At 37.6% G+C, this 23,721-nt stretch carries 18 protein-coding genes; 2 read left to right on the top strand and 16 right to left on the bottom strand.

Annotated elements, in window-relative coordinates; genetic code table 11:
* Window positions 1-3: 3 nt before the first annotated feature.
* From BM130_RS11570 to BM130_RS11525, 10 genes are all read right to left on the bottom strand, one after another.
* A complete protein-coding gene (locus BM130_RS11570; RefSeq protein WP_010527507.1) occupies window positions 4-621 on the bottom strand; it encodes an NUDIX hydrolase in 618 nt (205 codons plus the stop codon).
* Window positions 618-2,165, bottom strand: a complete 1,548-nt coding sequence (gene gltX / locus BM130_RS11565) for a glutamate--tRNA ligase (protein ID WP_010527506.1) — start codon at window positions 2,163-2,165, stop codon at window positions 618-620. Before gltX ends, BM130_RS11570 begins: the two co-directional genes overlap by 4 nt.
* 86 nt (window positions 2,166-2,251) lie before the next feature.
* Window positions 2,252-4,813 carry an adenosylcobalamin-dependent ribonucleoside-diphosphate reductase gene (locus BM130_RS11560; RefSeq protein WP_010527505.1) on the bottom strand — a complete coding sequence of 854 codons (2,562 nt, stop codon included), beginning with the start codon at window positions 4,811-4,813 and terminating at the stop codon, window positions 2,252-2,254.
* Between the two features lie 550 nt (window positions 4,814-5,363).
* The gene (locus BM130_RS11555) at window positions 5,364-6,611 is read right to left on the bottom strand and encodes a 3-deoxy-D-manno-octulosonic acid transferase (RefSeq protein ID WP_010527504.1); all 1,248 of its coding nucleotides are present in this window, start codon (window positions 6,609-6,611) and stop codon (window positions 5,364-5,366) included.
* Window positions 6,612-6,766: 155 nt separating this feature from the next.
* The gene (locus tag BM130_RS11550; protein ID WP_010527503.1) at window positions 6,767-8,026 is read right to left on the bottom strand and encodes a phosphoglycerate kinase; all 1,260 of its coding nucleotides are present in this window, start codon (window positions 8,024-8,026) and stop codon (window positions 6,767-6,769) included.
* Window positions 8,027-8,353: 327 nt separating this feature from the next.
* Window positions 8,354-8,983 (bottom strand): hypothetical protein, encoded by a 630-nt coding sequence (locus tag BM130_RS11545; RefSeq protein WP_010527502.1) that lies wholly within the window; start codon window positions 8,981-8,983, stop codon window positions 8,354-8,356.
* Window positions 8,980-9,819 carry a DUF4296 domain-containing protein gene (locus BM130_RS11540; protein ID WP_010527501.1) on the bottom strand — a complete coding sequence of 280 codons (840 nt, stop codon included), beginning with the start codon at window positions 9,817-9,819 and terminating at the stop codon, window positions 8,980-8,982. Before BM130_RS11540 ends, BM130_RS11545 begins: the two co-directional genes overlap by 4 nt.
* An 80-nt stretch (window positions 9,820-9,899) precedes the next feature.
* Window positions 9,900-11,018: a non-hydrolyzing UDP-N-acetylglucosamine 2-epimerase gene (wecB, locus tag BM130_RS11535; protein WP_010527500.1), complete on the bottom strand. Its 1,119-nt coding sequence runs from the start codon at window positions 11,016-11,018 to the stop codon at window positions 9,900-9,902.
* Window positions 11,019-11,029: 11 nt separating this feature from the next.
* Window positions 11,030-12,424 carry a sugar transferase gene (locus BM130_RS11530; protein WP_010527499.1) on the bottom strand — a complete coding sequence of 465 codons (1,395 nt, stop codon included), beginning with the start codon at window positions 12,422-12,424 and terminating at the stop codon, window positions 11,030-11,032.
* 70 nt (window positions 12,425-12,494) lie between these two features.
* Entirely contained in the window at window positions 12,495-14,126 is a 1,632-nt protein-coding gene (locus BM130_RS11525) for a capsule assembly Wzi family protein (protein ID WP_010527498.1), read from the bottom strand.
* Window positions 14,127-14,629: 503 nt separating this feature from the next.
* On the opposite strand from BM130_RS11525, the gene rlmH reads away from it, so the two are divergent.
* Both rlmH and BM130_RS11515 read left to right on the top strand, forming a co-directional pair.
* A complete protein-coding gene (gene rlmH, locus BM130_RS11520) occupies window positions 14,630-15,103 on the top strand; it encodes a 23S rRNA (pseudouridine(1915)-N(3))-methyltransferase RlmH (RefSeq protein ID WP_010527497.1) in 474 nt (157 codons plus the stop codon).
* Window positions 15,104-15,185: 82 nt separating this feature from the next.
* Complete coding sequence (locus tag BM130_RS11515; protein ID WP_010527496.1) at window positions 15,186-18,875, top strand: ATP-binding protein; 3,690 nt, start codon at window positions 15,186-15,188, stop codon at window positions 18,873-18,875.
* Here BM130_RS11515 and BM130_RS11510 read toward each other — a convergent pair.
* The 6 genes from BM130_RS11510 to BM130_RS15580 form a co-directional block, all read right to left on the bottom strand.
* Complete coding sequence (locus tag BM130_RS11510; protein ID WP_010527495.1) at window positions 18,848-19,252, bottom strand: RDD family protein; 405 nt, start codon at window positions 19,250-19,252, stop codon at window positions 18,848-18,850. The two genes, BM130_RS11515 and BM130_RS11510, sit on opposite strands and share 28 nt — an antisense overlap.
* 147 nt (window positions 19,253-19,399) lie before the next feature.
* The gene (locus tag BM130_RS11505; RefSeq protein ID WP_010527494.1) at window positions 19,400-19,978 is read right to left on the bottom strand and encodes a response regulator transcription factor; all 579 of its coding nucleotides are present in this window, start codon (window positions 19,976-19,978) and stop codon (window positions 19,400-19,402) included.
* Between the two features lie 8 nt (window positions 19,979-19,986).
* Window positions 19,987-20,724 carry a hemerythrin domain-containing protein gene (locus BM130_RS11500; protein WP_010527493.1) on the bottom strand — a complete coding sequence of 246 codons (738 nt, stop codon included), beginning with the start codon at window positions 20,722-20,724 and terminating at the stop codon, window positions 19,987-19,989.
* A 104-nt stretch (window positions 20,725-20,828) separates the two neighbouring features.
* Window positions 20,829-22,133, bottom strand: a complete 1,305-nt coding sequence (der, locus tag BM130_RS11495; protein WP_010527492.1) for a ribosome biogenesis GTPase Der — start codon at window positions 22,131-22,133, stop codon at window positions 20,829-20,831.
* Between the two features lie 178 nt (window positions 22,134-22,311).
* Window positions 22,312-23,193, bottom strand: coding sequence for a GTPase Era (gene era / locus BM130_RS11490; RefSeq protein WP_010527491.1), 882 nt, complete (start codon window positions 23,191-23,193; stop codon window positions 22,312-22,314).
* 323 nt (window positions 23,194-23,516) lie between these two features.
* On the bottom strand, window positions 23,517-23,721 hold a 205-nt coding region (locus tag BM130_RS15580; protein ID WP_217645611.1), incomplete at its 5' end, for a hypothetical protein.

Raw genomic sequence — 23,721 nt, 5'->3', positions numbered from 1 at the left:
CTATCATATTTTTTTGATAAGTTCGATAAATTCTCTAATAATCATTGCAGTAGCTCCCCAAATTTTTTTTCCATGGGCATCGTAATATGGTGCTGAAAAAGTGTGGTTCCCTCTTTTGTAAGTAAAGGTTTTTACAGATTGATGATTTAAGAAGTTATTTAGAGGTACTTCAATGATATCATCCACTTCTTTGGGGTCGGCAACAAAATGGGGCGGGGTGTCGAGTGTTCCCACGAAGGGAAAAACATTATAATTACTTTTGGGGATATATAATGGGGTAAGGTTGCCAATAATGTTAATATTCTCAGGGTTAACACCAATTTCTTCACGGGTTTCACGAAGAGCGGTGAAAAGATGACTGGAGTCACCTTTTTCGTTTTTACCTCCGGGTAAACTGACTTGTCCGCTATGAAACCCATTGTATATTGGGCGTTGAATAAAAGGAATGTACCAGATATTTTGCTTTTGGTAAAGCAAAAGAAGGACACTACTCATTTTAGGGGAGTGTTGTGACACGTTATTAAGCTCCATTTGCCTTGATGACGGGGCCATAAGGCGGTGTGCATTAACGCCCGGTAAAGGGGTGTTTAAAATTTCTTTAAGCTTAATAAGATTTATCATAACATTGTTTGCGCATTCAATATCCGGATGGCTTGTCGAATACGCTTAGACACTTCCTCTCTTCCAAGTATTTCAATGATAGAAAAAAGATCCGGACCAAAACTTCCTCCAACAAGTGCTAGTCTAAGACTATTCATTACAGCCCCAAAATTCATCTTTTTTTCCTGAATCCGTTGAGAAACTTTTTCTTTAATGGTTGCAGCATTCCACGCATCCTTAAAACTATCAAATTCATCAGCAAGCGATTGTAGAAAAGCAGGAACTTCACCCTTCCATCTTTTTTTCACCACTTTGGGATCATAGGTCTGCGGGGCAGAAAAGAAAAATGCTGTTTGGTCCCATAATTCATTCACAAAGGTTACTCTTTCTTTAACCAGAGCAATAATTCGTGACAATTCATCGGTGGCAGGCGGGGTAATGCCTTTATCCTTCAAAATGGGAATAAAAAGATTTACAAGTTCTTCATCAGATTTTCGGATAAGGTATTGGTGATTGAACCATTTGGCCTTTTCGGGGTCGAACCTTGCTCCGGCTTTATTTACGCGGTCGAAAGAAAAAGCCTCAATCAACTGTTGGGGGGTAAAAATTTCCTGTTCGGTACCGGGGTTCCATCCCAAAAATGCCAGCATGTTAAGAAATGCTTCCGGGAAGTAACCATCTTCTCTGTATCCGGCAGAAACTTCACCTGTATCAGGGTCAGTCCATTGAAGCGGGAATACAGGAAACCCCAGTTTATCACCATCACGTTTGCTGAGTTTTCCTTTGCCATGAGGTTTCAATATGAGCGGAAGGTGAGCAAATGTCGGTTTTACCCAGCCAAAAGCCCGATAAAGAAGAACATGCAGGGGTAAAGAAGGGAGCCATTCTTCACCCCTGATGACATGAGATATTTGCATCAGATGGTCATCCACCACATTAGCCAAATGATAGGTTGGCATTCCATCGGCTTTGAAAAGGACCTTGTCATCGAGCTCGTTGGTTCGGAAGGATACCTTCCCGCGAATCATATCATCCTCTTCAACAACAATGGCATCGTCAGGCATTTTAAAGCGAATGACATAAGATGCATTATTTTTTAATAGTTGTTCAACCTCTTTGTCGGGTAATGAAAGGGAGTTTTTCATAGAGAGCCTTGTGTGGGCATTATAGGCAAATGTTTGTCCTTTAGCCTCGGCCTCTTTTCTTGCCGCATCCAGTTCTTCGGGGGTGTCGAAAGCATAATAGGCATGCCCTGCCTCTACCAGCTGATCAGCATATTTTTTATAAATGCTTTTTCGTTCGCTTTGCCGGTATGGACCAAAATCACCACCCTGTTCCGGTCCTTCGTCAAATTCCAAACCACACCAGTCTAATGCGTTGATAATATAATCTTCGGCACCTTTAACATATCTGGTTTGGTCGGTATCTTCGATGCGAAGAATAAATGTACCATTGTGTTTTCTGGCAAACAGATAATTGAATAAGGCTGTTCTTACGCCACCCATATGAAGCGGTCCGGTAGGACTGGGGGCAAAGCGAACACGAACCGAATGCGTTAAGCTCATTTTTCCCTAAATTTATTTTATAAATTCCCGACAAAGATAGTAAAACAACTATGGTTTTATCGAATAAAACGGATAAAACAACCAGCTTAACCGCATTTGGAAGATCCGCAGCTTTTACAAATTAAACAGCCTTCCTGATAAATCAACTCATCAGAACCACAATTATCGCAATGCCCTTTTTTTACGGCGGTTCCGTTGGGCACATACTTCTTAAGGGCTCGTTCTACGCCGTTTTTCCAGTTGTTAATATTTTCGTTGTCAAGCTGGAGACCTTGTACCAGATGCAAAACATCTTCAATCGGCATTCCATGTCTTAACACACCGGAAATTAATTTGGCGTAGTTCCAGTATTCTTTATTGAATTTATAAGATAATCCTTCGATGGTGGTTTTGTAGCCTCTTTTATTGACATATTGGAAGTCGTATCGTGAAGAACCATCGCTTTCGCGGCTTTTAATTATGAATCCTTTTTGCACCGATTTGGGGAGTAAAATGCCATCTTCATCATCGGCCAGGCCGGTGAAAATTTCATAAGGTTTTCCGTCTATTAGTCCTACAAAAGCGATCCATTTTTCTTTGTTATTTTGGAAACGAACCACGTCGGCAACCAACACTTCCGGCCTTTTTTTGGGGAACTTTGAAGTGGTCTCTTCATTTTTCTTATCCTTATTATTTAATAGTACCCCGGCGCGGGATCCGTCACGGTAAACGGTAACACCTTTACACCCACTTTTCCATGCTTCAACATAAAGTTTTCCAACCAATTCTTCCGATACTGATGATGGCAGATTAATGGTAACACTAATCGAATGGTCAACCCATTTTTGTATTTTTCCCTGCATCCGGACTTTGCTCAGCCAGTCAACATCATTGGATGTGGCTTTGTAGTAGGGCGATTTTTCAATCAGCTTATCGATTTCTTCCTGTGTATATTTTTTTGTGGTTTCGATATTGTTGGCCTGCATCCAATTAACAAACTTGTGATGGAAAACGATATACTCTTCCCAGCTATCGCCAACTTCGTCAACAAAATCGACACGTACGTCGGGATCGTTAGGATTAACTTTACGCCGACGTTTATATACAGGTAGGAATACGGGTTCGATACCACTGGTGGTTTGAGTCATCAGGCTTGTGGTGCCGGTGGGCGCAATGGTTAGAAGCGCGATGTTTCTTCGACCGTATTTTCTCATTCTTTTGTACATCTCGGGGTCGGCCTCTGCTAGTCGAAGAATGAAAGGATTGTTTTTTTCTTTTTCACTGTTGTAGATGGGGAATGGTCCGCGTTCTTTGGCCAGGTTAACGGATGAATTGTAGGCTGCCAGTGCCAGAGTTTTGTGTACCTCAACAGCAAAATCGATGGCAATGTCGCTTCCATATCTGAGGTTCAAAGCGGCAAGCATATCACCTTCGCCTGTAATGCCTATACCTGTTCGACGTCCTTCTACAGCTTTTTTTCGGATGTTGAGCCAAAGATTTTTTTCGACGCGTTTAATTTCTTCATCTTCCGGATCGGCGTTGATTTTGCCTATGATGGCATCAATTTTTTCCAATTCAAGATCGATGATGTCATCCATTATTCGTTGTGCATAAGCGGCATGTTGTTTAAACAGGTCGAAGTCAAAGGCTGCCTTGTCGGTGAAGGGATTCTTGACATAAGAGTACAGGTTTATGGCAAGCAACCGACAGCTGTCATACGGACAAAGAGGTATTTCACCGCAAGGGTTGGTGCTCACGGTCCGGTAACCCAAATCGGCATAACAGTCGGGTACGGATTCCCTAATGATCGTGTCCCAAAAGAGAATTCCCGGTTCAGCAGACTTCCAAGCGTTATGTACAATTTTGTTCCACAGTTCTCTGGCATTGATGGTTTTAGTCATTTTGGGGTTGGAGCTGTCGATAGGGTATTGTTGTTGATAGTCAGTACCATTGACGACAGCATTCATGAATTCATCATCAATTTTCACAGAAACATTGGCACCGGTAACTTTCCCCTGTTCCAGTTTGGCGTCGATGAATTTCTCGGAATCAGGGTGTTTAATGGAGACGCTCAGCATTAATGCACCACGTCGTCCGTCTTGTGCTACCTCGCGTGTGGAATTTGAAAATCGTTCCATAAAAGGAACCAGTCCGGTAGAAGTGAGTGCTGAATTTTTTACCGGTGATCCTTTGGGGCGAATATAAGAGAGGTCATGGCCTACACCACCTCTACGTTTCATAAGTTGTACTTGCTCCTGGTCAATTTTCATAATGCCACCATAGGAGTCGGAGGGCCCTTCATTGCCAATAACGAAGCAATTGGACAAAGAGGCTATTTGATAATCGTTGCCAATTCCGGCCATAGGCCCGCCTTGAGGTACAATATATTTAAACCCTTTTAATAGGTCGTAAATTTCTTCTTCCGACATAGGGTTGGGATATTTCTTTTCAATACGGGCAATTTCCTTTGCCAGTCGGTGATGCATGTCATCAGGGGTAAGTTCATACAAATTTCCTTCTGAATCCTTAAGCGCATACTTGTTTACCCAAACTCGAGCGGCTAATTCATCCCCTTGAAAATATTTTAGGGCTTCCTGGTAGGCTTGGTCGTAGCTATAGGTTTTTTTATTAAGCCCGGTAGTTTTAAGGTTAACTTCTGCTTCTGCCATGATAATTGATTATTAATATTTTAATAATTATTAAGTATTTTGGTTTCGTGATTGCAAGTTAGGAAAGGTTTTTTTTTATGGCAACTTTTTTTTGACGAGAAAACTAAAAGTTTTCCATTTTAAAGTCTTTAAGTATTGAAAATTAGGCAATAAAAAATTTTGAGATGGGCTAAAGTTTTCCATAAAATATAATTTAAAATGATTTATTGATTTTTTTATGTCTGAAAATTGCAAATTTTGAACCTTCTGAAACCTATAGAGTAAGTTGTTTTTTGCAACAAATATTAACAATTGAGCATTCTAAAGTATGTTAAAGAAAGATAAATTAAAAAGCATTTCTTCTTGACTCTGGAGCAATGGAGAGTATCAAGTATTTTCCCCAATAATATTTTAGAAAAACTCAAATAGGACGTAAATCCCCCATCCAATAAAGTAATGTTTTTGGATAGTCTTAAACCCAACTTTATTCAATAAGAGTAGATTTGAATAGATAATTAATGTAAGTAAATGCATCAAGAAATTAACTGTCTTTCAAATAGAAGATTCAATTTTAGGTGGAAATGGAAAATATCTCTTTCATTATGATGTCAGTGGCGCCACACATCGAAGAGACATATGAAGCGGCCGACTGTCCTGAGGCTTTAAGTCGTGTGGGCTTATTTCTAAAGTCTTCTATTAAAGAAAATAATTCAGAATAGTTATTAATGGAAAAACCTCCTTTACATTTAATAAGGTCCCGGGCTTCTTTAAATTTTTGATATTTGGGACCAAAGATTACCGGTATCCCATACGTGGCTGCTTCGAGAGTATTGTGTATGCCTTTCCCAAAGCCGCCGCCGATGTATGCAACATGTCCATACCGATAAATGGCAGATAAAAGACCAATGGTATCGACAATAAGAACTTTTACTTTAGCAAACTCTAATGGTAAGGAAGAATTTATTTTTGAGAATTTCAGGTAAGGTACTTTTAATTTTTGTTCAATTTGAGAAATGTGACTTTCGTGAACTTCATGGGGCGCAATAATGATTTTTACATCATCAGGAGTATTGTTGATATAATTAATTAAAAGGTCTTCATCCGGTGGCCAGGTGCTACCGGCGACCACTACCAGAGAGGCATCTTTAGCAAAAGATTCCGCAATTGGAACTTGCCTTGCATTTTTTACTATATCTGTTACTCTGTCGAAGCGAGTATCTCCAACCACATCGCAATTAAGTATTCCGGCTTTTTTTAGCAATTGTGCGGATGTTTTATCCTGGACATAGAATTTTTGTACTTTTTTTAATGTTTTACGAAACCATGTTCCGTACCACCTGAAAAATATCTGGTTTTCACGGAATATGGAAGAAACACTGATTATTGGAATGTTCTTTTTGTGAAGCGTTTCAAAAAAGCAGGGCCAAAATTCGTATTTCACGAAAAGTGCAAATGTCGGCTTAACTGTCTCAATAAATTTTTTTGCATTTTGGGGCGTGTCGGCAGGTAAATATGTTACCCAATGAGCCATGTTGTAGTTTTTTCTCACTTCGTATCCAGAGGGTGAAAAGAAGGTAAGTAATATTTTAAATTCCGGATGGTTAGACCGAATAGCTTCTATTATTGGACGCCCTTGCTCAAATTCACCCAATGAAGCACAATGAATCCAGACAATTGGCGATTGATGACTGATTTCGTTTAATTGTTGCCAAACTTTTTTCCAGCCATATTTTAAAAGTCTGGCCTTTTCATTAAATGTGGCTGCAATGGCTATAAAAAAGGAAAAAATACGTATTCCCCAGATGTATAAGATGCGCATTAATAATGTTTTATATTGCTGAAAAATCAAAAATGGTCAAAACAATATAAATAAAACACCACAGATATGCACATATAACCCAAGAGATTAAACCCATGGTAGAGGGTGAATATCTGTGGTGTCGAAATGGTTTAAAACCTGTCGATGGATGTTAGTTATCCCCTAATGGCTTTAATACCCGGCAGGTCTTTACCTTCAAGATATTCCAGCAAAGCACCACCAGCAGTTGAGATGTAAGAAACTTTATCGGCCATTCCGAATTTATTGATACAGGCTACAGAGTCACCTCCTCCGATTAACGAGAAAGCACCTTTTTGTGTGCCGGCAGCAATGGCCTCAGCTACAGCGCGTGAACCTTTGGCGAAGTTATCCATTTCAAAAACACCAACAGGACCGTTCCACAGTATAGTTTTAGAGTTTTCTATTACATCCTGATATATTTTAATGGTTTCGGGTCCGGCATCAAGTCCTTGCCAGTTGTCAGGAATTTGTTCTACCGGAACAACCTGAGTGTTGGCGTCATTATTAAAATCGTCTGCAGCTACTACATCGACAGGCAGGTAAAGTTTAACGCCTTTTTCTTTGGCCATTTTTTCAATTTTGGTAGCCAAATCAAGGTATTCATCTTCACAAATTGAAGATCCAATGTTACCTCCACGTGCTTTAATAAAGGTATAAGTCATACCTCCCCCGAGGATGAGGTTATCTACTTTATCAAGCAAATTTTCAATGATGGTAATTTTTGTAGAAACCTTGGCTCCTCCCATGATAGCTGTGAATGGCCGTTCGGGAGATTTAAGCACTTTATCTAGGCTTTGAAGTTCCTGTTCGATAAGAAACCCAAACATTTTTTTGTCGGCGTCGAAATAATCGGCAATGATGGCGGTGGAAGCATGTGCCCTGTGAGCTGTTCCAAAAGCATCATTGACGTAGACATCTGCCAAAGAAGCCAGTTCTTTGGAAAAAGCTTTTTGTTTTTCTTTCATTTCGGCCTTGGCAGCTTTCTTTTCATCATCCGATGCATCGTCGGCCAGTTTGGGTTTACCCTCTTCTTCAGGATAAAAGCGAAGGTTTTCAAGCAATAATACCTGACCTGGCTTCAAAGCGGCAGCTTTTTCTTTAGCATCGGATCCTACCGAATCACTGGCAAATATTACTTCAGTTTCTAACAGTTCAGCTAAACGTCCTTGAACGTACTTTAATGAAAAATCAGGATTTATTTTCCCTTTTGGACGTCCCAGGTGAGACATTACAATGACCGAACCTCCGTCAGAAAGGATTTTCCTTAATGTCGGCAGCGCAGCCCTAATACGGGTATCATCGGTAATTTCAAATTTTTCATTAAAGGGAACATTGAAGTCGACACGAACAATAACCTTTTTCCCGGAGAAGTTGTAAGATTCAATTTTTGACATAATATTAAAAATTATGGGTTTCTACTTATTTAAAAGTGAAGTACAAAGATACAAAAATGAGAATGAAAGCGAATCAATTTTGTGTAAATAGACCATTAAAGATCTTTAGTAATTTTAATTTTAAGATGTTAAGGATGTTGTGATACGAGTCTGTCTCTCGTAACACTTGTGATAGGGAAAAAACGGAATATTAATGTGGCGGGCAGGGAGAGTAGCTCTTACGGGAACAATTTCGCACTAAAGATTAGTATGGGTAACAATATTAAAACATAATTTAAAACTTGCTTTTGTCGATGTATTTAATTGTATTAATATTGCTAAAATCAATTATCCTGATTCTTTTGTTGGAAAAATTAACCATTTTACGGATGAGTGAGGGTTTAATTTTAGATTAATCAAATCAGCGTTTTCTATTAGTATGATTCCTGGAGAGCAACCCGTTTCCAACCTGCCCAGGCAGGGTTGCCCAACTTTTATAGCACTTTCACTAGTTACAGCCGAAAGAATCTGGTGTAGTTTTAGATTTTTTTGTCGTCCGATTATTATTTTGATTTTTTCTAATATGGGAAGAGAATTTTTAATTCCCATATCGGGAAATATTTCAGGACGGTTATATGGAAAACGATGCGGATAAAGTCTGGGCCTATGATGTGAATGATTTTGAGAGACTATTTGCCTATTACTAAGACCCAAAAGAATGGTTCCGTTATTAAAGTGAGTTGTTAGGCTTTTATCATCTATTGGTAAAGTTTCCGATGAATAATCCCACCAAATATCCATGAACGGGGGAAGCAGTATTCCTGAATAAAACTTAACACCATGTTGTTCTATAAAAGTTTGTTTATGGTGATTAATATCAATAATAAGACCATCATTTCTGATGGTGATAACAGGCCATTTAATAAAGTCACCCTGAGGAGAAAGCATGTAATGTGCAGCAAATTTATGGTGTTTCATTCTTGGGTATTTTCTTTAATTAAAGGCATTTCTTTTATTTTGGGTTCCTTGCCTTTATTAATGAAGTGTTCTAACCTTATATCGCTGAATTCAATAGAGGTAACGTCACTTGTGTCATGTTCAAATAAAAAACCGTGAACTTGGATTAAAGGATTTAAGGAATCAATTTCTGTTTGGAGGGTAATTGGATTGTTTTTAAAAGTTTTGCTCAATTCAAGGGAAATTGTATCTGTAGTTGAATCAGCATATTGGGTAATCATAATAGTCTTGCCATTTTTTGACAGATCTTCTCTTAAAAATTTATATACTGCCGATAGTCGAATTTGGCCGCCAATAATAGAGTCGGTCTTAACCTCAAAAGGTAAGAAACTTTTGGTAGTATCATTAGGAGTTATTTTCATTATTCTATCTGTATTCCATAAATCCCGGATGATATGTAAACTGTCTTTTTGTTCTTCTTTGGCTTTAAGAAGTTGATTTAATTCAGCTTCTTTTTTACTTAGCAACACTATAACTTTATCATAAACTTTTTGATAATGATAAGGGTGTGCTGAGTACCAGTCTCTTATGGAGTCAAATTGTTCGGCTGAAAGGTTATATTTGTCCAAAACATTTCGATAATATCCCGGGATATCATCATCAGTTAAATTGTCGGTTAGGTTTCGTCTGGCCTGGCTAATAATACTTTCGGTATAATGGATATCCGCCAGGATTTGTGCCATCTCATCTTCGTCAGGAAAATCCTTAGGTACTTTTTCATTGGGACTGCATGCTATAAGTAAGAATAGCAGGATTGTTGAATTGATTATGTTATGTAATTTCAGGAGTGTTTTCATGGAAAGTTAATTATCAATATCCAAAATTCATATTTGCCTTTTTAAACTTTATGGACTGCGATACTAAAATTTAAAGATAATTATTGAAAAGTGGATTTAGAGAATGAAGGTGATTGATTGACAATAACCTTAACAATGCGGGATGCTGCATTACCATCCCACAGATGTGGTTTTTCTCCGCTTTGGGTTTTTTTATTTAAAAATTGCAAGATGGTTGATGATGCTAATTCCAAGTCATGACCTGCCAATATGTTGGTTCCAACTTCAATGGTTACAGGGCGTTCTGTGTTTTTTCTTAAGGTGATACAAGGAATTCCTCGCCAGGTTGTTTCTTCCTGGAGCCCTCCGCTGTCGGTAATGACAAATTGGGCTGATTTTAATAGTCTTTGAAAATCAACGTAACGTTGAGGAGGGATCAGTATTATGTTGGGATGGTTAATTAAAGGTTTCGAAGAAATTTTTTCTATTTTTATTTGTGTTCGGGGATGAACAGGAAAAACAATTTTGGTTTTGTCGGCAATATGGTGTAACCAGGATAAAAGCTGTTTTAGTTGGTTTGGATTATCCACATTCGAAGGGCGGTGTAGGGTCAAAAGACCATAATTTTTCTCTTTTATTCCAAGTTGGTGTAGAATTGTAGAGTTATTTACCTTTTTTTCGATAAATACCAAACTGTCAATCATAACGTTACCAACAAAGAATATTTTGTGAGGTTCAATGCCTTCTCGTTCAAGATTTTTTATTCCCGACGATTCGGAAACAAATAAAAGGTCGGAAACAGAATCGGTTACAATTCTATTGATTTCTTCCGGCATTGATCGGTCAAAGCTTCTCAATCCTGCTTCTACATGAGATGTGCGAATGCCTCGTTTAACGGCTACCAGAGCACAGGCCAAAGTGGAATTTACATCACCGGTTACAATAATATCGTCTGGAAGCTCTATGTCAACAACCTTATCAAAACGTTCCATGATTTGACCGGTTTGAATGGCATGAGAACCACCATGGATATTTAAGTTGTAATCTGGCGATGGGAGTTGTAAATCTTCAAAAATAAAACTACTCATAGCTTTATCATAATGTTGACCGGTATGAACAATTTTAACGTCAACATTTGAGAGTTTTGAAAATTCTCGCCAAAGAGGGGCAATCTTTATAAAGTTAGGCCGAGCTCCGGCAACCAGAAGTATCTTTTGCATAATAATACAATTTATTTACCATCACCACGTATCATTGTACGTATCGTTTTCAGGAAAATGATGAAATCTAATTTAAGTGACCAGTTATCAATATATTCCAAATCCATTTTCATCCATTCTTCAAAAGGGATATTATTCCTTCCCGATACTTGCCAAATACATGTGATTCCTGGTTTCATGGAAAGACGTCTCAGCTGCCAACGTTTATACTGTTTAACTTCGTCGGGCAGCGGAGGGCGTGGGCCTATGATCGACATATCACCAATCAACACATTAAAGAACTGAGGTAACTCGTCAAGACTGGTTTTTCTGAGGAATCGGCCAACACGTGTAATACGAGGGTCATTGGTCATTTTAAATACCGGACCATCCATTTCATTCTGTTGCATCAAGGTTGCTTTTAATTCTTCGGCATTTTTAACCATTGTCCGAAATTTAAATAAAACAAATTTCCTACCTCTTAAACCCACTCTTTTTTGTTTAAAAAATACCGGGCCCTTGGAATCGAGTTTAATTGCTAGTGCCAGTAATACATAAATTGGCGAAAATACAATGACCACAAAGGCGGAAAAGAGAAAGTCGAAGGCAGCTTTAACTCTTAACTCCAGGTAGTTGAGTGGTGTGTTTGAAATGGTTAACAGCGGGGTCGTTCCAAAATAATGAAGATGGGTTTTATTGGTTAGCATATTGAAGAATGAAGAATACATTCTAAAAACTACCCCTATTTCAGAAGTGAGCTGTAACAAATCTTCAATTTCTTGTATCGAAGGGGTTTCTTTGCAATAAATTATTTCATCAATGGTTTTGTTCCGTAACAGTTGTTCAATATTGGTGTTTGCAGGCAGGAAGGGGGCAACTGCGCCAAATTCTTGTTCCAATTCCTCAGTTCCAATAATTGCAGCTATTCTATAACCCCATTCCTTCATTTTAACAATTTGACGCAAAAAAGAGCGGGCGGTATGATCACCTATAACAATGACATGGAGGGTGTTAAATCCTTGTGCTCTGGCTCTTTTCATAAATGAATAGTGAAGCATTTTTACCCCAAATGTCAATATTAGATCGATCACACCAAAAAGTAATAAGCGAGAAAAATCAATGGAATACAAATCAAAAATCCAAACAAACAATATCAGGGCAGATGTACCGACTACTGCAAGGCTAAGACATCCAAATAAAACTACTGAATAAGGTCTGGATCGATACAGCTGATTTAGCCGTAAGGCTTTAGCCAAAATGTACCATAGGAAAACCAATAGGAAATGAATGATAATAGAATCCTTATTGGCTAAAGGTTCAAGATGTTTTAATTCAATGAAAACTGCAAGGTTATAGCTGACAACTGCAATAATAACATCAACTATAGCAAGAAAATTGTTGACCACTCTGGCTTTTTCTCTTAACATACCATCCTTAATTAAAGCTATTCAAAATTAAGTTGTTTTGACAATTTTATGAAGTAAATAATCAACTGCTTTAAAAATTAAAATTGAAACCCGCTTTCAATCCGGTCGATTGATATATATCCCCTCCGTCATATGCAAAGGCGATATGTATATTGGCTTGTTTCCATTTTTTAGGGCACCAATTCCATTGAAGGAAGGTATACCATTGATCACGACCTCCTTTAAACCAGTAATTTTCTGCTTCGACCCATGTATATCTTCCCGGGTATTGCTCAAAATAGGTGCCGAAGTTTCGAGTCCAGGATATTTTGGTTTGCCATTTAATTTGGGTGCCGATATTTCCTGCTGCTCCTAAATGAAGGGCTTTAAACCTGTCATTTTTTATTTTAACAGGATGTTGAAAATTTATGTTAGGGTATGCGGTTTCAATTTGTTGTTCCGTAAGGTTAAAAGGGCTCCCCATAATATGTCCATTATAGGACCACCCCGAAGGATACATTCCGTTATTCATATAACCGTCTCGTCCTCCAAAATCATTACCATGGTTAATCACTTTTTTTAGAAGATTTTTAATTTCTTCTGAGGTCCACGTTGTTTTGTTTAACTCGTCTTGAGTCAGAAGCTCTTTGTTCTCCTCGATTAATTGATCAATTTGTTGCTGGGAGAGTTTGCTGTAATGGAGGTAATAGCCACTTTCTGTCATTTCCCCGGGCAGTCCGGGGTCTGGCATTCCGTTACCACTTTGGTAGGTGGTTTGAATCCATTCAAATGTCAAATTTTTGAGCCATGAAATATTGAGCGGTTTCCAGTCAATACCCAGAACATGATCAGTATTTCCATGCCAGAATAGACTGCCAGAGCCATCACCGAAAGGTATCTGGTAATAAAAGTGGAATTGTCCCTTTGAAGTTTGCAGATAGGTTCCAAAGTCATATAATCCCATGTGTGCGCCGGCGGCATTAGTGGCTTCACCACCGCCTATTTTATCGCTACCCTCACCAAAAAATGTTGCCCAAAAATCGACAGGAATGCTGCTGCCGTCGCTTCTGTTTCCCCCCATCATGGCAGAATGGTTTAATCCGATATAGGGCTTCCATTTCTTTATGTTAAATCTTAGGTAGGCATATTTTTCATGAAGCAGCACATCCCCACCGTACTGTTGGTTTTTCAACCAACCTTGTGAAATGCCTCCGCGTGTTTCCAAGAGTCCGTTGGTAAAAGGAACTGGTGAGAAGTTTGTCAGTTCCAGTGTAATTCTGGGTATCGGTCGGTAGTTGTTACCGTAAAGATAACTGCCACTACCTTGGTTCTTATCAATAAAAATGGGGTCGAAAGTATGCTTTCCAGCTGAGAGCTTCCAGTTTTTCCATGCTGCTTTAATGGTCCCGGTGTGTAGGTAGGTCTCATTATAACCCGAGGAATGGTCACCTTCTATACCGGCCTCAATAAGCAGATTTCGGCTGTTATTCCATTGTAATATGGCGCCGGCATACAAAATAGATTGACTTCCGGAGTAATTATGCCATCGGCCTTCATTTAAAGCAACCGCCCATAAGGGGGGTAATTCACCATCATAAATAATGGTTTCGGCAGAGATATTTCCAGATGCCGAAAAGTTGTTTTGTGATATCGCTTTTATGCCGGAAAGAAAAAAAATTAAATAAAAAACCGACAAGAACCGATATAAGTGATTTATTAACATGAGTCCGGGTAAAATTTTGTGCGAAGATAATGTTAATTTGTGGCAAAAACATAAAAAAGGCCATTTATTCACGTTTGAACAAATGGCCTTTAGTTGTCCTATTTTTTAATTTTAAACCTGTCAATACATATGGGAAAAGCATGCCAAAACCTGATTAAGGACAGTATTTTAAGTTTTTTTAAATGTGTATGATTTTAATCTTTTTATTATGAGGGAGTTCAGGTTTAAATGCAATTGTTGATATTGGTCTCGAGTGTTCGATTTCGTACAAGTAGTGTCTGATTGCGGATAATTGTTGTTGTTAGAATGTTCTAAGAATTCTTGTGTTTGAAGTTAAACCGAATGTCTTAATTCCTTGAATAAAATTATTTTTGTTTGTAAGGCATTAATTTTTTGTATTTATCCTAATATTGGAAAGAAGAATTGTAACCACGAGGAAAAGAAAAATGAGGCAATTGGTAGTTAATCACGAATTACCATTATGTATATAATATAAAAAGAAAATGAAGATTCAATTAATAATGGTAGGAAGAACAACTGAGAAATGGCTTCAGGAGGGTACAGGGCAATATTTTGGAAGGTTAAAACATTATCTGCCTTTCGAGGTCAAAATTCTTACCGGAGTGAAGAAGGGTGGCAAGTTGACACCTGAGGAGTTGAAACAAAAAGAAGGCAATGATATTTTGAAAAATATTGATACTTCTGATTGTTTGGTTTTACTTGATGAGAACGGGAAAAAATTTTCATCTCGTGAGTTTGCCGGTTTTCTGGAAAAACAAATGATAACCGGAATGCGTCGTTTGGTTTTTGTTATTGGCGGAGCCTGGGGATTTTCGGATGAAGTTTATGGTCGGGCCGATTTTAAAATATCGTTATCGCCCATGACGTTTTCACATCAAATTGTTCGTTTAATTTTTGCAGAACAGTTGTATCGAGCCTTGACGATTTTAAATCATGAACCTTATCATCATGATTAATTCTTTTTTGCATGGTTATTGTTATTTCATGTTTTATGTTGAAAAAGAGGCGTATTAAAATTCGCCGTTTAAATAGATGCTTATGTCTGGCAGACGATTGAGGTGGATACTTTTAGCTCTTTTTGTGGCAGGAACCGTCACAGGCATGTTTCTGGAATTTTTTTTCCCGGCCAATGATAAACGGGATATTGATATAAGCCAAATTGAACGATCGGTACAGGAGCGTCAGCTACAACTGAATAATCTGCTTAAAAGCCTTTCTGATGATCAGCTTAACAATCCGCGTCGTTTATGGCAATTAATGGATTCTGTTTCCCGTACGGAAAATGATGTTTTAATTTTTCGCAATAATCAGCTAATTGCTTGGTCGGATCAGCGGATACCGGTCAAGGACCTTCATCCGGTTTTTTTGATGCAACCATTTGTACAGCTGGAAAATGGTTATTACCTGACCCAGCAAATACGAAAAGACCCATTTTTGTTGATAGGTCTGGCCAGAATTAAGGAATCTTATCCGTATCAAAATAAATATCTGAAGGATAGATTTTTATTGCTTTCAGGGCTTTCGCCGTCGGTGCAAATTGTCCGACAAAAGAATCCTGCTTTTGAACCTGTTTATGGTTTAGAAGGGGAGTATTTGTTTTCGTTAAGCAATCTTACCAGAAGTAAAGGAAATGACAATGTTGGCAGGTATATTCTTGTTGCTTACCTGATTGCTGCTTTTTCTTTTTGGGGGCTAATGTTTACGTGGTTGCAGCGTGGGCGAGGAGGGCGTCGTCAAAATCTTCGATTGCTTATTGCTGTGATATTGTTCATGTGGGTTAGCTATGGTTTGCTGTGGCATGACCAAATGATAGCATTTAGCCAAATGGATTTGTTTTCTCCTATTCATTTCGCGGTTTCTGACTTTTTCCCATCCTTGGGCGCAATGTTTCTTTTTTCAGTTGGTGTATTGCTCCTTTCAATTTTATTTTTTCGATTTTTTCGTTGGCCGGCTTCCTTTCAAAAAATGGAAAAAGGATTAAAGCTAAAACTGTTATTTATTTTGAATTTTTTTGCAGTGCAGGCCGTAATGCTTTTTTTGTTAAAACAGGTATATTCATTGGTAAACCATTCATCGGGGCCTACAGTATATTTCAAGGTAATTGAGTTAAATGAAATTGCCATAGTAAAAATTTGTATTCTGGCATTTCTGTTCTTTTCATATTTGCTGATTACTGAAAGGGTTGTAAGACTCTTTTTATTCCGAATTAATCGGAATCAACTTTTCTTTTTAGTCGCAATTGGAACTCTTATTTCCATTCTTTTATGGGGTGGCGTTGGTTATGGGAAAAATGACTGGGGACTTTTATTTGGTGGTATAGTATGGTTTTTAATGGTTTTGGTAAAGCGTGATTTTAGGTTGCATCATTCATACAATACCTTTTTGTGGCTTGTGGCATTGTTTTCCTTGTTTACCGGTATGGTTTTGATTGACTTGTCTCTGGAGAAAGAAAAATCGGACAGGGAACTTTTGGTCGAAAATTTATCGTTTCAATTGCTAAGGGAAGAGGATCCCGTAGCTGAAATGTACCTTCAGGATATAGAAAAAAAAATTATGCGAGATGCTCCACTCCGACAACTGTTGGCACAGACCAATATCAACCAGTCAGCCATACGTAACCATTTGCTGAAATATTATTTTTACGGGTATTGGGGACGGTATGAATTACAAATTGTGCCTTGCTGGCCGGGGGGCAATGTGGTGTTTGAGGCAACAGGCGATGTGACCAATTGTTATCATTATTTTTATTCTTTAATAAGCCAACAGGGGAGCACTATTGACGGGAGTAGTCATTTTTATTATTTAAACAATGATAATGGAAGGGTCTCCTTTTTAGGTGTCTTTCGATTTTTTGAAGGTCATCCGCTAGAAACTACGCTCTTTATAGAATTGCAATCAAAACCTTATTTTGAAGGTCTGGGTTACCCAGAGTTGCTTATTAGTCAAAAAGAACAAGATCGTTTAAAGTTGGTAGAAATCTATTCCTATGCCAAATATGTTGATGGGCGATTAGTAAAAAGATCGGGAGAATTTGACTATCATGGCAATATTGCACAAACGAATCTCCTGAATGAGTCAAAAGTATTTGTCAAAGATAAAGGATATTCACATTTAATATTTCGGCCTGAACCCGATACGGTTATTATATTAAGTCTTAAAGATCATACCGTTTCCGATATATTTATTGCCTTTTCAGTATTCTTTATTTTCTTTTTTCTTATAGGTTTAATATTGGTTGAACTCATCCAGATTCGTTCAATATCCTTTTCCTTTAAGTTTTCGGTTCAAAAGCGTATTCAACTATCTTTTATAGGCCTGATGCTTTTAATTTTGTTGGTAGTAGCAATCGGTACCGTATTGTATACGGTTAATCAATTTAAAAATAAACATGAAGATCTTTTGAATGACAAAGTACAGTCAGTATTACTGGAATTGGAATCAAAGATAGGGTTGGAAGGGCCTTTAGATCATAGCAGTAAAGAATATCTTAATTATCAGCTTCAAACCATATCCAATGTGTTTTTGTGTGATATCAATTTATTTGGAATTGATGGAATGCTCTTGGCTTCCTCTCGTTCAGAGTTGTTCGAACAAGGGTTGATTGGTACTCAAATGAATCCTTCAGCCTATTATGTTCTGGCAATCCAGGCTGCGAATCGATTTCTGGAAGAAGAATCGATAGGTGAACTGACTTATACTTCATATTATGTACCTTTTTATAATAGAGACGATATTCTGATAGGCTACGTTAATGTTCCTTATTTTGTGGCTAATAATGAATTAAAAGAAGAAGTGTCTTCGGTGGTGATGACGGTGATTAATTTCTACCTATTGTTTTCTTTTATTATCATGGGAATAACCGTTTTTCTTTCGCGTCAAATTACTCGTCCATTGCAGGTATTACAAAATAAACTGGCCGACTTAAAGATAGATAAACATAATGAAAAGATTGATTATCATGGGAATGATGAAATAGGTAACTTAGTTGGTGAATATAACCGTATGGTCGATGAGTTAGCAGAAAGTGCTGCCAAACTAGCCCGTACCGAACGGGAATTGGCATGGCGCGAAATGGCTCGGCAGATTGCTCATGAAATAAAAAACCCGCTAACGCCGATGAAGTTGAATATTCAATATCTGCAACGGGCTTGGGATGATAAGGTGCCCGATTTTGGAGCTTTTCTTAAAAGAGTTTCGCAGACTTTGATTGAGCAAATAGAAAAGCTTTCATCCATTGCTACTGAATTTAGTCATTTCGCTAAAATGCCTGCCGCCAAAAGGGAAAATATAGATCTCCTGGAAAAAATCAGAAGTAGCGTAACTTTGTTTTCGGGGGTTCATGAGGTCGATATCCATACCGATTTTAATGGTTTGGAAAAACTTATTATTAATGCCGACGGCGAACAGATATTAGGTGTATTTAATAATTTAATTAATAACGCTGTTCAGGCTATACCGCGAAATATGAGAGGTATTATTAACGTATCGGTTTCCGTTACGAATGGAAATGCATTGGTGAAAATTAAAGACAATGGCCGGGGCATCCCTGAAGAGATTCGTGACAAAATGTTTGTTCCTAACTTTACAACAAAATCAGCCGGGATGGGATTAGGGCTGGCTATCGTTAAAGGTACGGTAGAAAGTGTGGGTGGTAAGATTTGGTTTGAAACAGAAACCGGAAAAGGAACGACTTTTTTCCTTCAATTACCATTGGTTTCCCAATCTTGATTCCTTATCACCCGGGTTTCTGCCCATCGATCGGCTATCCGAACCTTATATTTTATTAAGTGATAAAAGTCAATTAAATTAAGAATAGGAATAATTAACACTAAACCACGTATTACCGATTTTTCCGGTGTTCCAGACATGGAGGCATTGTGCGGCAATATAATAACTCGTAGATGAAATAACTTTTTCCCAAAACTTTGCCCGTTGAGAAACGAAAAAGAATCTTTCCCCAGCAAGTATATGATCCCAAATAACCATCCGATTTTGGGAAACAATGAAATAAGAATGGCAATAACTATATCAACCAGTCCTGCTAATATTCTTTCGGCCAGGGAAACCTTTTCCCAATTGAGTGTTTGTTCGTTATTCACAGACATTATTTTTTGCAAAGATACAAAATCCAATAGTTTGATTGGGGCAGAGTGTGCAAAAGAAATTTGTAACTGCTACGGTTTGTAAATTATGGATAAACTATTTGAATTAATTGCTTCCCTTAATTCTTTTGGTTCAGATTGTTGGATCTTTTAGCTAATATCTTCCATTTTAATTATCCCATTGAGGATGGCGTAAACAGTTAACCCCGAAACAGTTTTTATATCCAGTTTTCGGGTGATATTTTTTCGATGAGAAATGACCGTGTGTGTGCTGATAAATAGTTTAGCGGCTATCTCCTTATTGGTCAGACCAAGAGCAACATGTTTGAGGATCAATTTTTCTCGTGGGGTAAGTTCTTCTGTCTCCTCTTTTTCTTCACGCCTGTCCCGGTATTGTTGGAGGTGGTATGCAATTTTTTCAGACAATTGATTTTTTGTGTCGAAAATCGAAATTTGATGGTTAGGACTGTCCTGTGGTAAAGGTGTATTTATAATATATATAATACGTGCATTATCGTGTAATCTTGAAAGCAATTCATCATGATTTACAGGTAAAGTTATGGCAGAATTGAGTAATAAAATGTCTGGACTGAATTCTTTGAGCGTTTGCATAATCGTTTCCGGGTGTCCTTCTGCTTTAATCTCGGTAACACCTTCGGTGTGCTCTAATAGGTTAATCAGACCTCTGCGTACAAGATATGATGTTTCTGCAATTAAAACTTTTGCCATGGCTGTGGTTATCCCTCCGGAAATTTTTGGTGAAACTGCTCCTCCAGTTTTATAACCTGTGGGATTAAAACATTTTCCTCCAAAATAGTATGGTCATTTAAATCCTTCCCTAATCGAAATATTTCAATTAAAATATTTGTAAACATGCAGTTATTGGATGGGGGATCCAGATATTTTAAAAGGATATTACGCAAATCAGTTAATTTTTCTTCGATGTCACTGTGTTCATCCAGAAAGTCGCGAATGGTATAACCTCTTGCTTTCCCTAGAAATTCGGGATCGGGTTTCTCTTTTTCGAGGTTTTCTTCTAACTCAAGGATATAAGGAAAAATTTTTTCTTCTTCTAACTGGATATGAGCAGTAAATTCAGAAATGTATTCTCGGAAAAATTTTAGCATCAGCTGCATGTTTTTACTGCTCGCTTGATCGGTGTTTTCGATCTGAATGATTTCCGACTCAATTCTTGGTATTTGGTAATCGATGTAACAGGAATGGGTACTTCTTAGGTATTTTACTAACCATTTTACCGGATGATTCATTAAAGTTTCTCCAGGGAAAAAATCTCTTTCATGAAACCATTTGGCCAGATTCAGAAAAAAATTTAAATCAATTCCTTCTTCCCTACAAACTGTCTGAATACTTTTGTCTTTAAAGCCAAAAGGTATTTTCAGCCGTTGAAGTACTGCTAATAATTCAAAATCGGCTTTTACCAAATCAGACATTTTCATGTGGGGATGTATATGCATCGATATTCTTTTTTTAGATTTAATAAAAACAAAGATAAAAAAAATTAACTTGTACCATTACACCCTTGGGGTGAAAGGTTAAAATAAAATATAGTATCGTTTTATTACTTTTTCCTAAAAAAGATATTGATCGGGACTCCGCTAAAATTCCACTTTTGACGAAGTTTGTTCTCAATAAATCTTTTATATGGTTCTTTAATATATTGAGGCAAATTGCAGAAGAAGGCAAAAGTTGGTATAGATGCCGGTAATTGGGTTACATATTTTACCTTAATGTATTTTCCTTTATAAGCGGGAGGAGGATAATTTTCAATAAGGGGCAGCAAGTATTCATTTAACTTAGATGTACTTATTCGTCTTGATTTATTTTCAAACACTTGAATGGCTTTTTCAAGCGCTTTATAAATTCGTTTTTTTTCTATTACTGAGGTGAAAATTATGGGATAATCGGTATAGGGTGCGGTTCGTGCTTTGATCATGTTTTCAAAGTTTTGGGCAGTATGCATGTCTTTTTCGATAAGGTCCCATTTGTTCACAAGCACAACCACCCCTTTCTTATTTCTTTCAATTAAATTGAATATATTTTGATCTTGTCCTTCAAAACCTCTGGTGGCATCGACCATTAAAAAGCAAATGTCAGAATTTTCGATGGCCCGGATGGCCCTCATTACCGAATAAAATTCAAGATTATCATTCACTTTGGCCTTTTTACGTATCCCGGCTGTGTCTACCAGTAAAAAACGATGGCCAAATTTGTTATACTCTGTATAAATACTGTCGCGCGTAGTACCGGAAATGGGAGTAACAATATTTCTTTCTTCACCAATCAGTGCGTTAACCAGTGACGATTTCCCTGCATTGGGACGACCAGCTATAGTGAATTTTGGAAGGTCACTCGTTTCTTTTTCGCCAGCGGTAGGCAGTATGGTTACCAAATAGTCGAGCATCTCGCCGGTTCCCGAACCATTAATGGCCGATATGGGAAACAAATTATCCAACCCCATTTTATAAAAATAGGAAGATTCAGTAATTTGCGAATTATCATCTACCTTATTAACGGCGATAATCACTTTTTTGGCTTTTCGGCGAAGAATATCGGCTACAGCCTCGTCGTAATCGGTTATTCCGGTGGTTACATCTACCAAAAACAATATTACATCCGCCTCTTCGATAGCGATGAGTACCTGTTGGCGAATCACCTCTTCGAACTGATCATCTGAGTTTTCTGCCCATCCTCCTGTATCTATTACAGAAAAATGTTTACCATTCCATTCAGCTTTTCCATATATGCGATCTCTTGTTACGCCGCTGGTCTCATCCACTATTGCTTGTCGTGTTTCGGTAAGACGATTAAAAAGCGTGGATTTTCCTACGTTGGGCCGTCCTACTATGGCTACTATGTTTCCCATGATTATTTTCCGATTGATGTGATATGATTTCTTGAATGTGGATTTGATCCCCAAATAATTGATTGATTGAAGATTATCCAGATATTTTGTCTTCCCTTAAATGGGATGCAAAGATAGTAAATATGATTGATTTACTTACTTCTAATGATTGGTATCTATCCTTAAATTTACCGGTTAGTTATATTTCGTAGCCAAAGTTTTTTAAATAATTGGGACGGTCACGCCAGTCTTTGGATACTTTAACATAAAGCTCAAGAAATACTTTTTTCCCCAGAAACATCTCTATTTCTTTACGGGCATCAATCCCTAATTTCTTCAAGGCTTTACCTTTATGACCAATGATTATGCCTTTTTGAGAGTCTCTGGTTACATGTATAACGCAACGAATGTGGTTTCTTTCAGGTCCCTCTTTGTATTCTTCAACCTCTACTTCTACTGAATAGGGAATTTCTTTTTGGTAATTGAGTAATATTTTTTCGCGGATTATTTCTGAAACAAAAAACCTTTCCGGTTTATCAGTGAGAGCATCTTTATCAAAGTAAGGCGGTGATTCCGGTAAAAGGTCAAGTATTCGGTTATATAAATTTTTAAGATTAAAGTTATGAAGCGCCGATATTGGAAATATTTCTGCGTGGGGCAGCTCTTTTTGCCAATATTCGACTCTTTCTTCCAACTTTTGTTGGTTTATTAAATCTATTTTGTTGATTGCAAGAAGTATTGGAACTTTTGCTCTTTTTACCAAATTTAGAAACTCATCGTTTTTGTCTGGTTGTTCAATGGTGTCGGTGATATAAAGTAAAATATCTGCATCAATAAGTGCAGATTTGGAAAACTGAAGCATCGATTCCTGTAGCTTGTATTTGGGTTTTAATACCCCTGGGGTGTCTGAAAAAATAATTTGATAATCCTCGGTGTTAACTATTCCGAATATTCTGTGTCTTGTGGTCTGTGCTTTGGAAGTGATAATGGATAAACGTTCTCCAATTAACTGATTGGATAATGTGGATTTTCCTACATTGGGATTCCCAACAATATTGACAAAACCTGCTTTGTGCGTCATATGTTTTATTTTTATTTTTTGCGAAGATACAATAACTTGAGTGTTTTAACCGACTGTTGCTGTGGTTTGTTTTTGTCTGACACCCCTTTTACCATTGTTAAAGTGGGTTGACATACCTATTTCTTTTCTTTAATTTTGTTTACTTGCTTTTCTGAAAGAGTCCGTTGAAGGCGATTGTGTTTGTTGGTACTTATGAATACACTTTTTATTTGGATTGTGGTAAGAAGTTTTGAGGGTTTAAATTTTAACCACACCAAGAGGTGAAAAAAATTAGAGAAAAGAAGTATTTCTAAATGATTATGGATCAGTAGGGGTAAGATTTTTTAAGAAAAAAGATAGTGACAAAAAGCTGAAATGTGTTTGGTTGAGAAGAATAAAAGTTCTATTTTTGCACTCGCTTTTGCGAGAGGGAAAGAGTGGTTGACGTGAAGGGGAGCGAAAGCAAGAGATGAAAAAAAGATCTTTGAAAGTAATAGATGCAGAACCTGAGTAAGGGTATCGACATTCCCTGGATGGGAGATACTTAAA

This window comes from Thermophagus xiamenensis, assembly GCF_900112795.1.
GTDB lineage: Bacteria > Bacteroidota > Bacteroidia > Bacteroidales > Marinilabiliaceae > Thermophagus > Thermophagus xiamenensis.
Note: the sequence above shows the minus strand (reverse complement) of the source record. Positions and strands in the feature narration are given on the sequence as shown.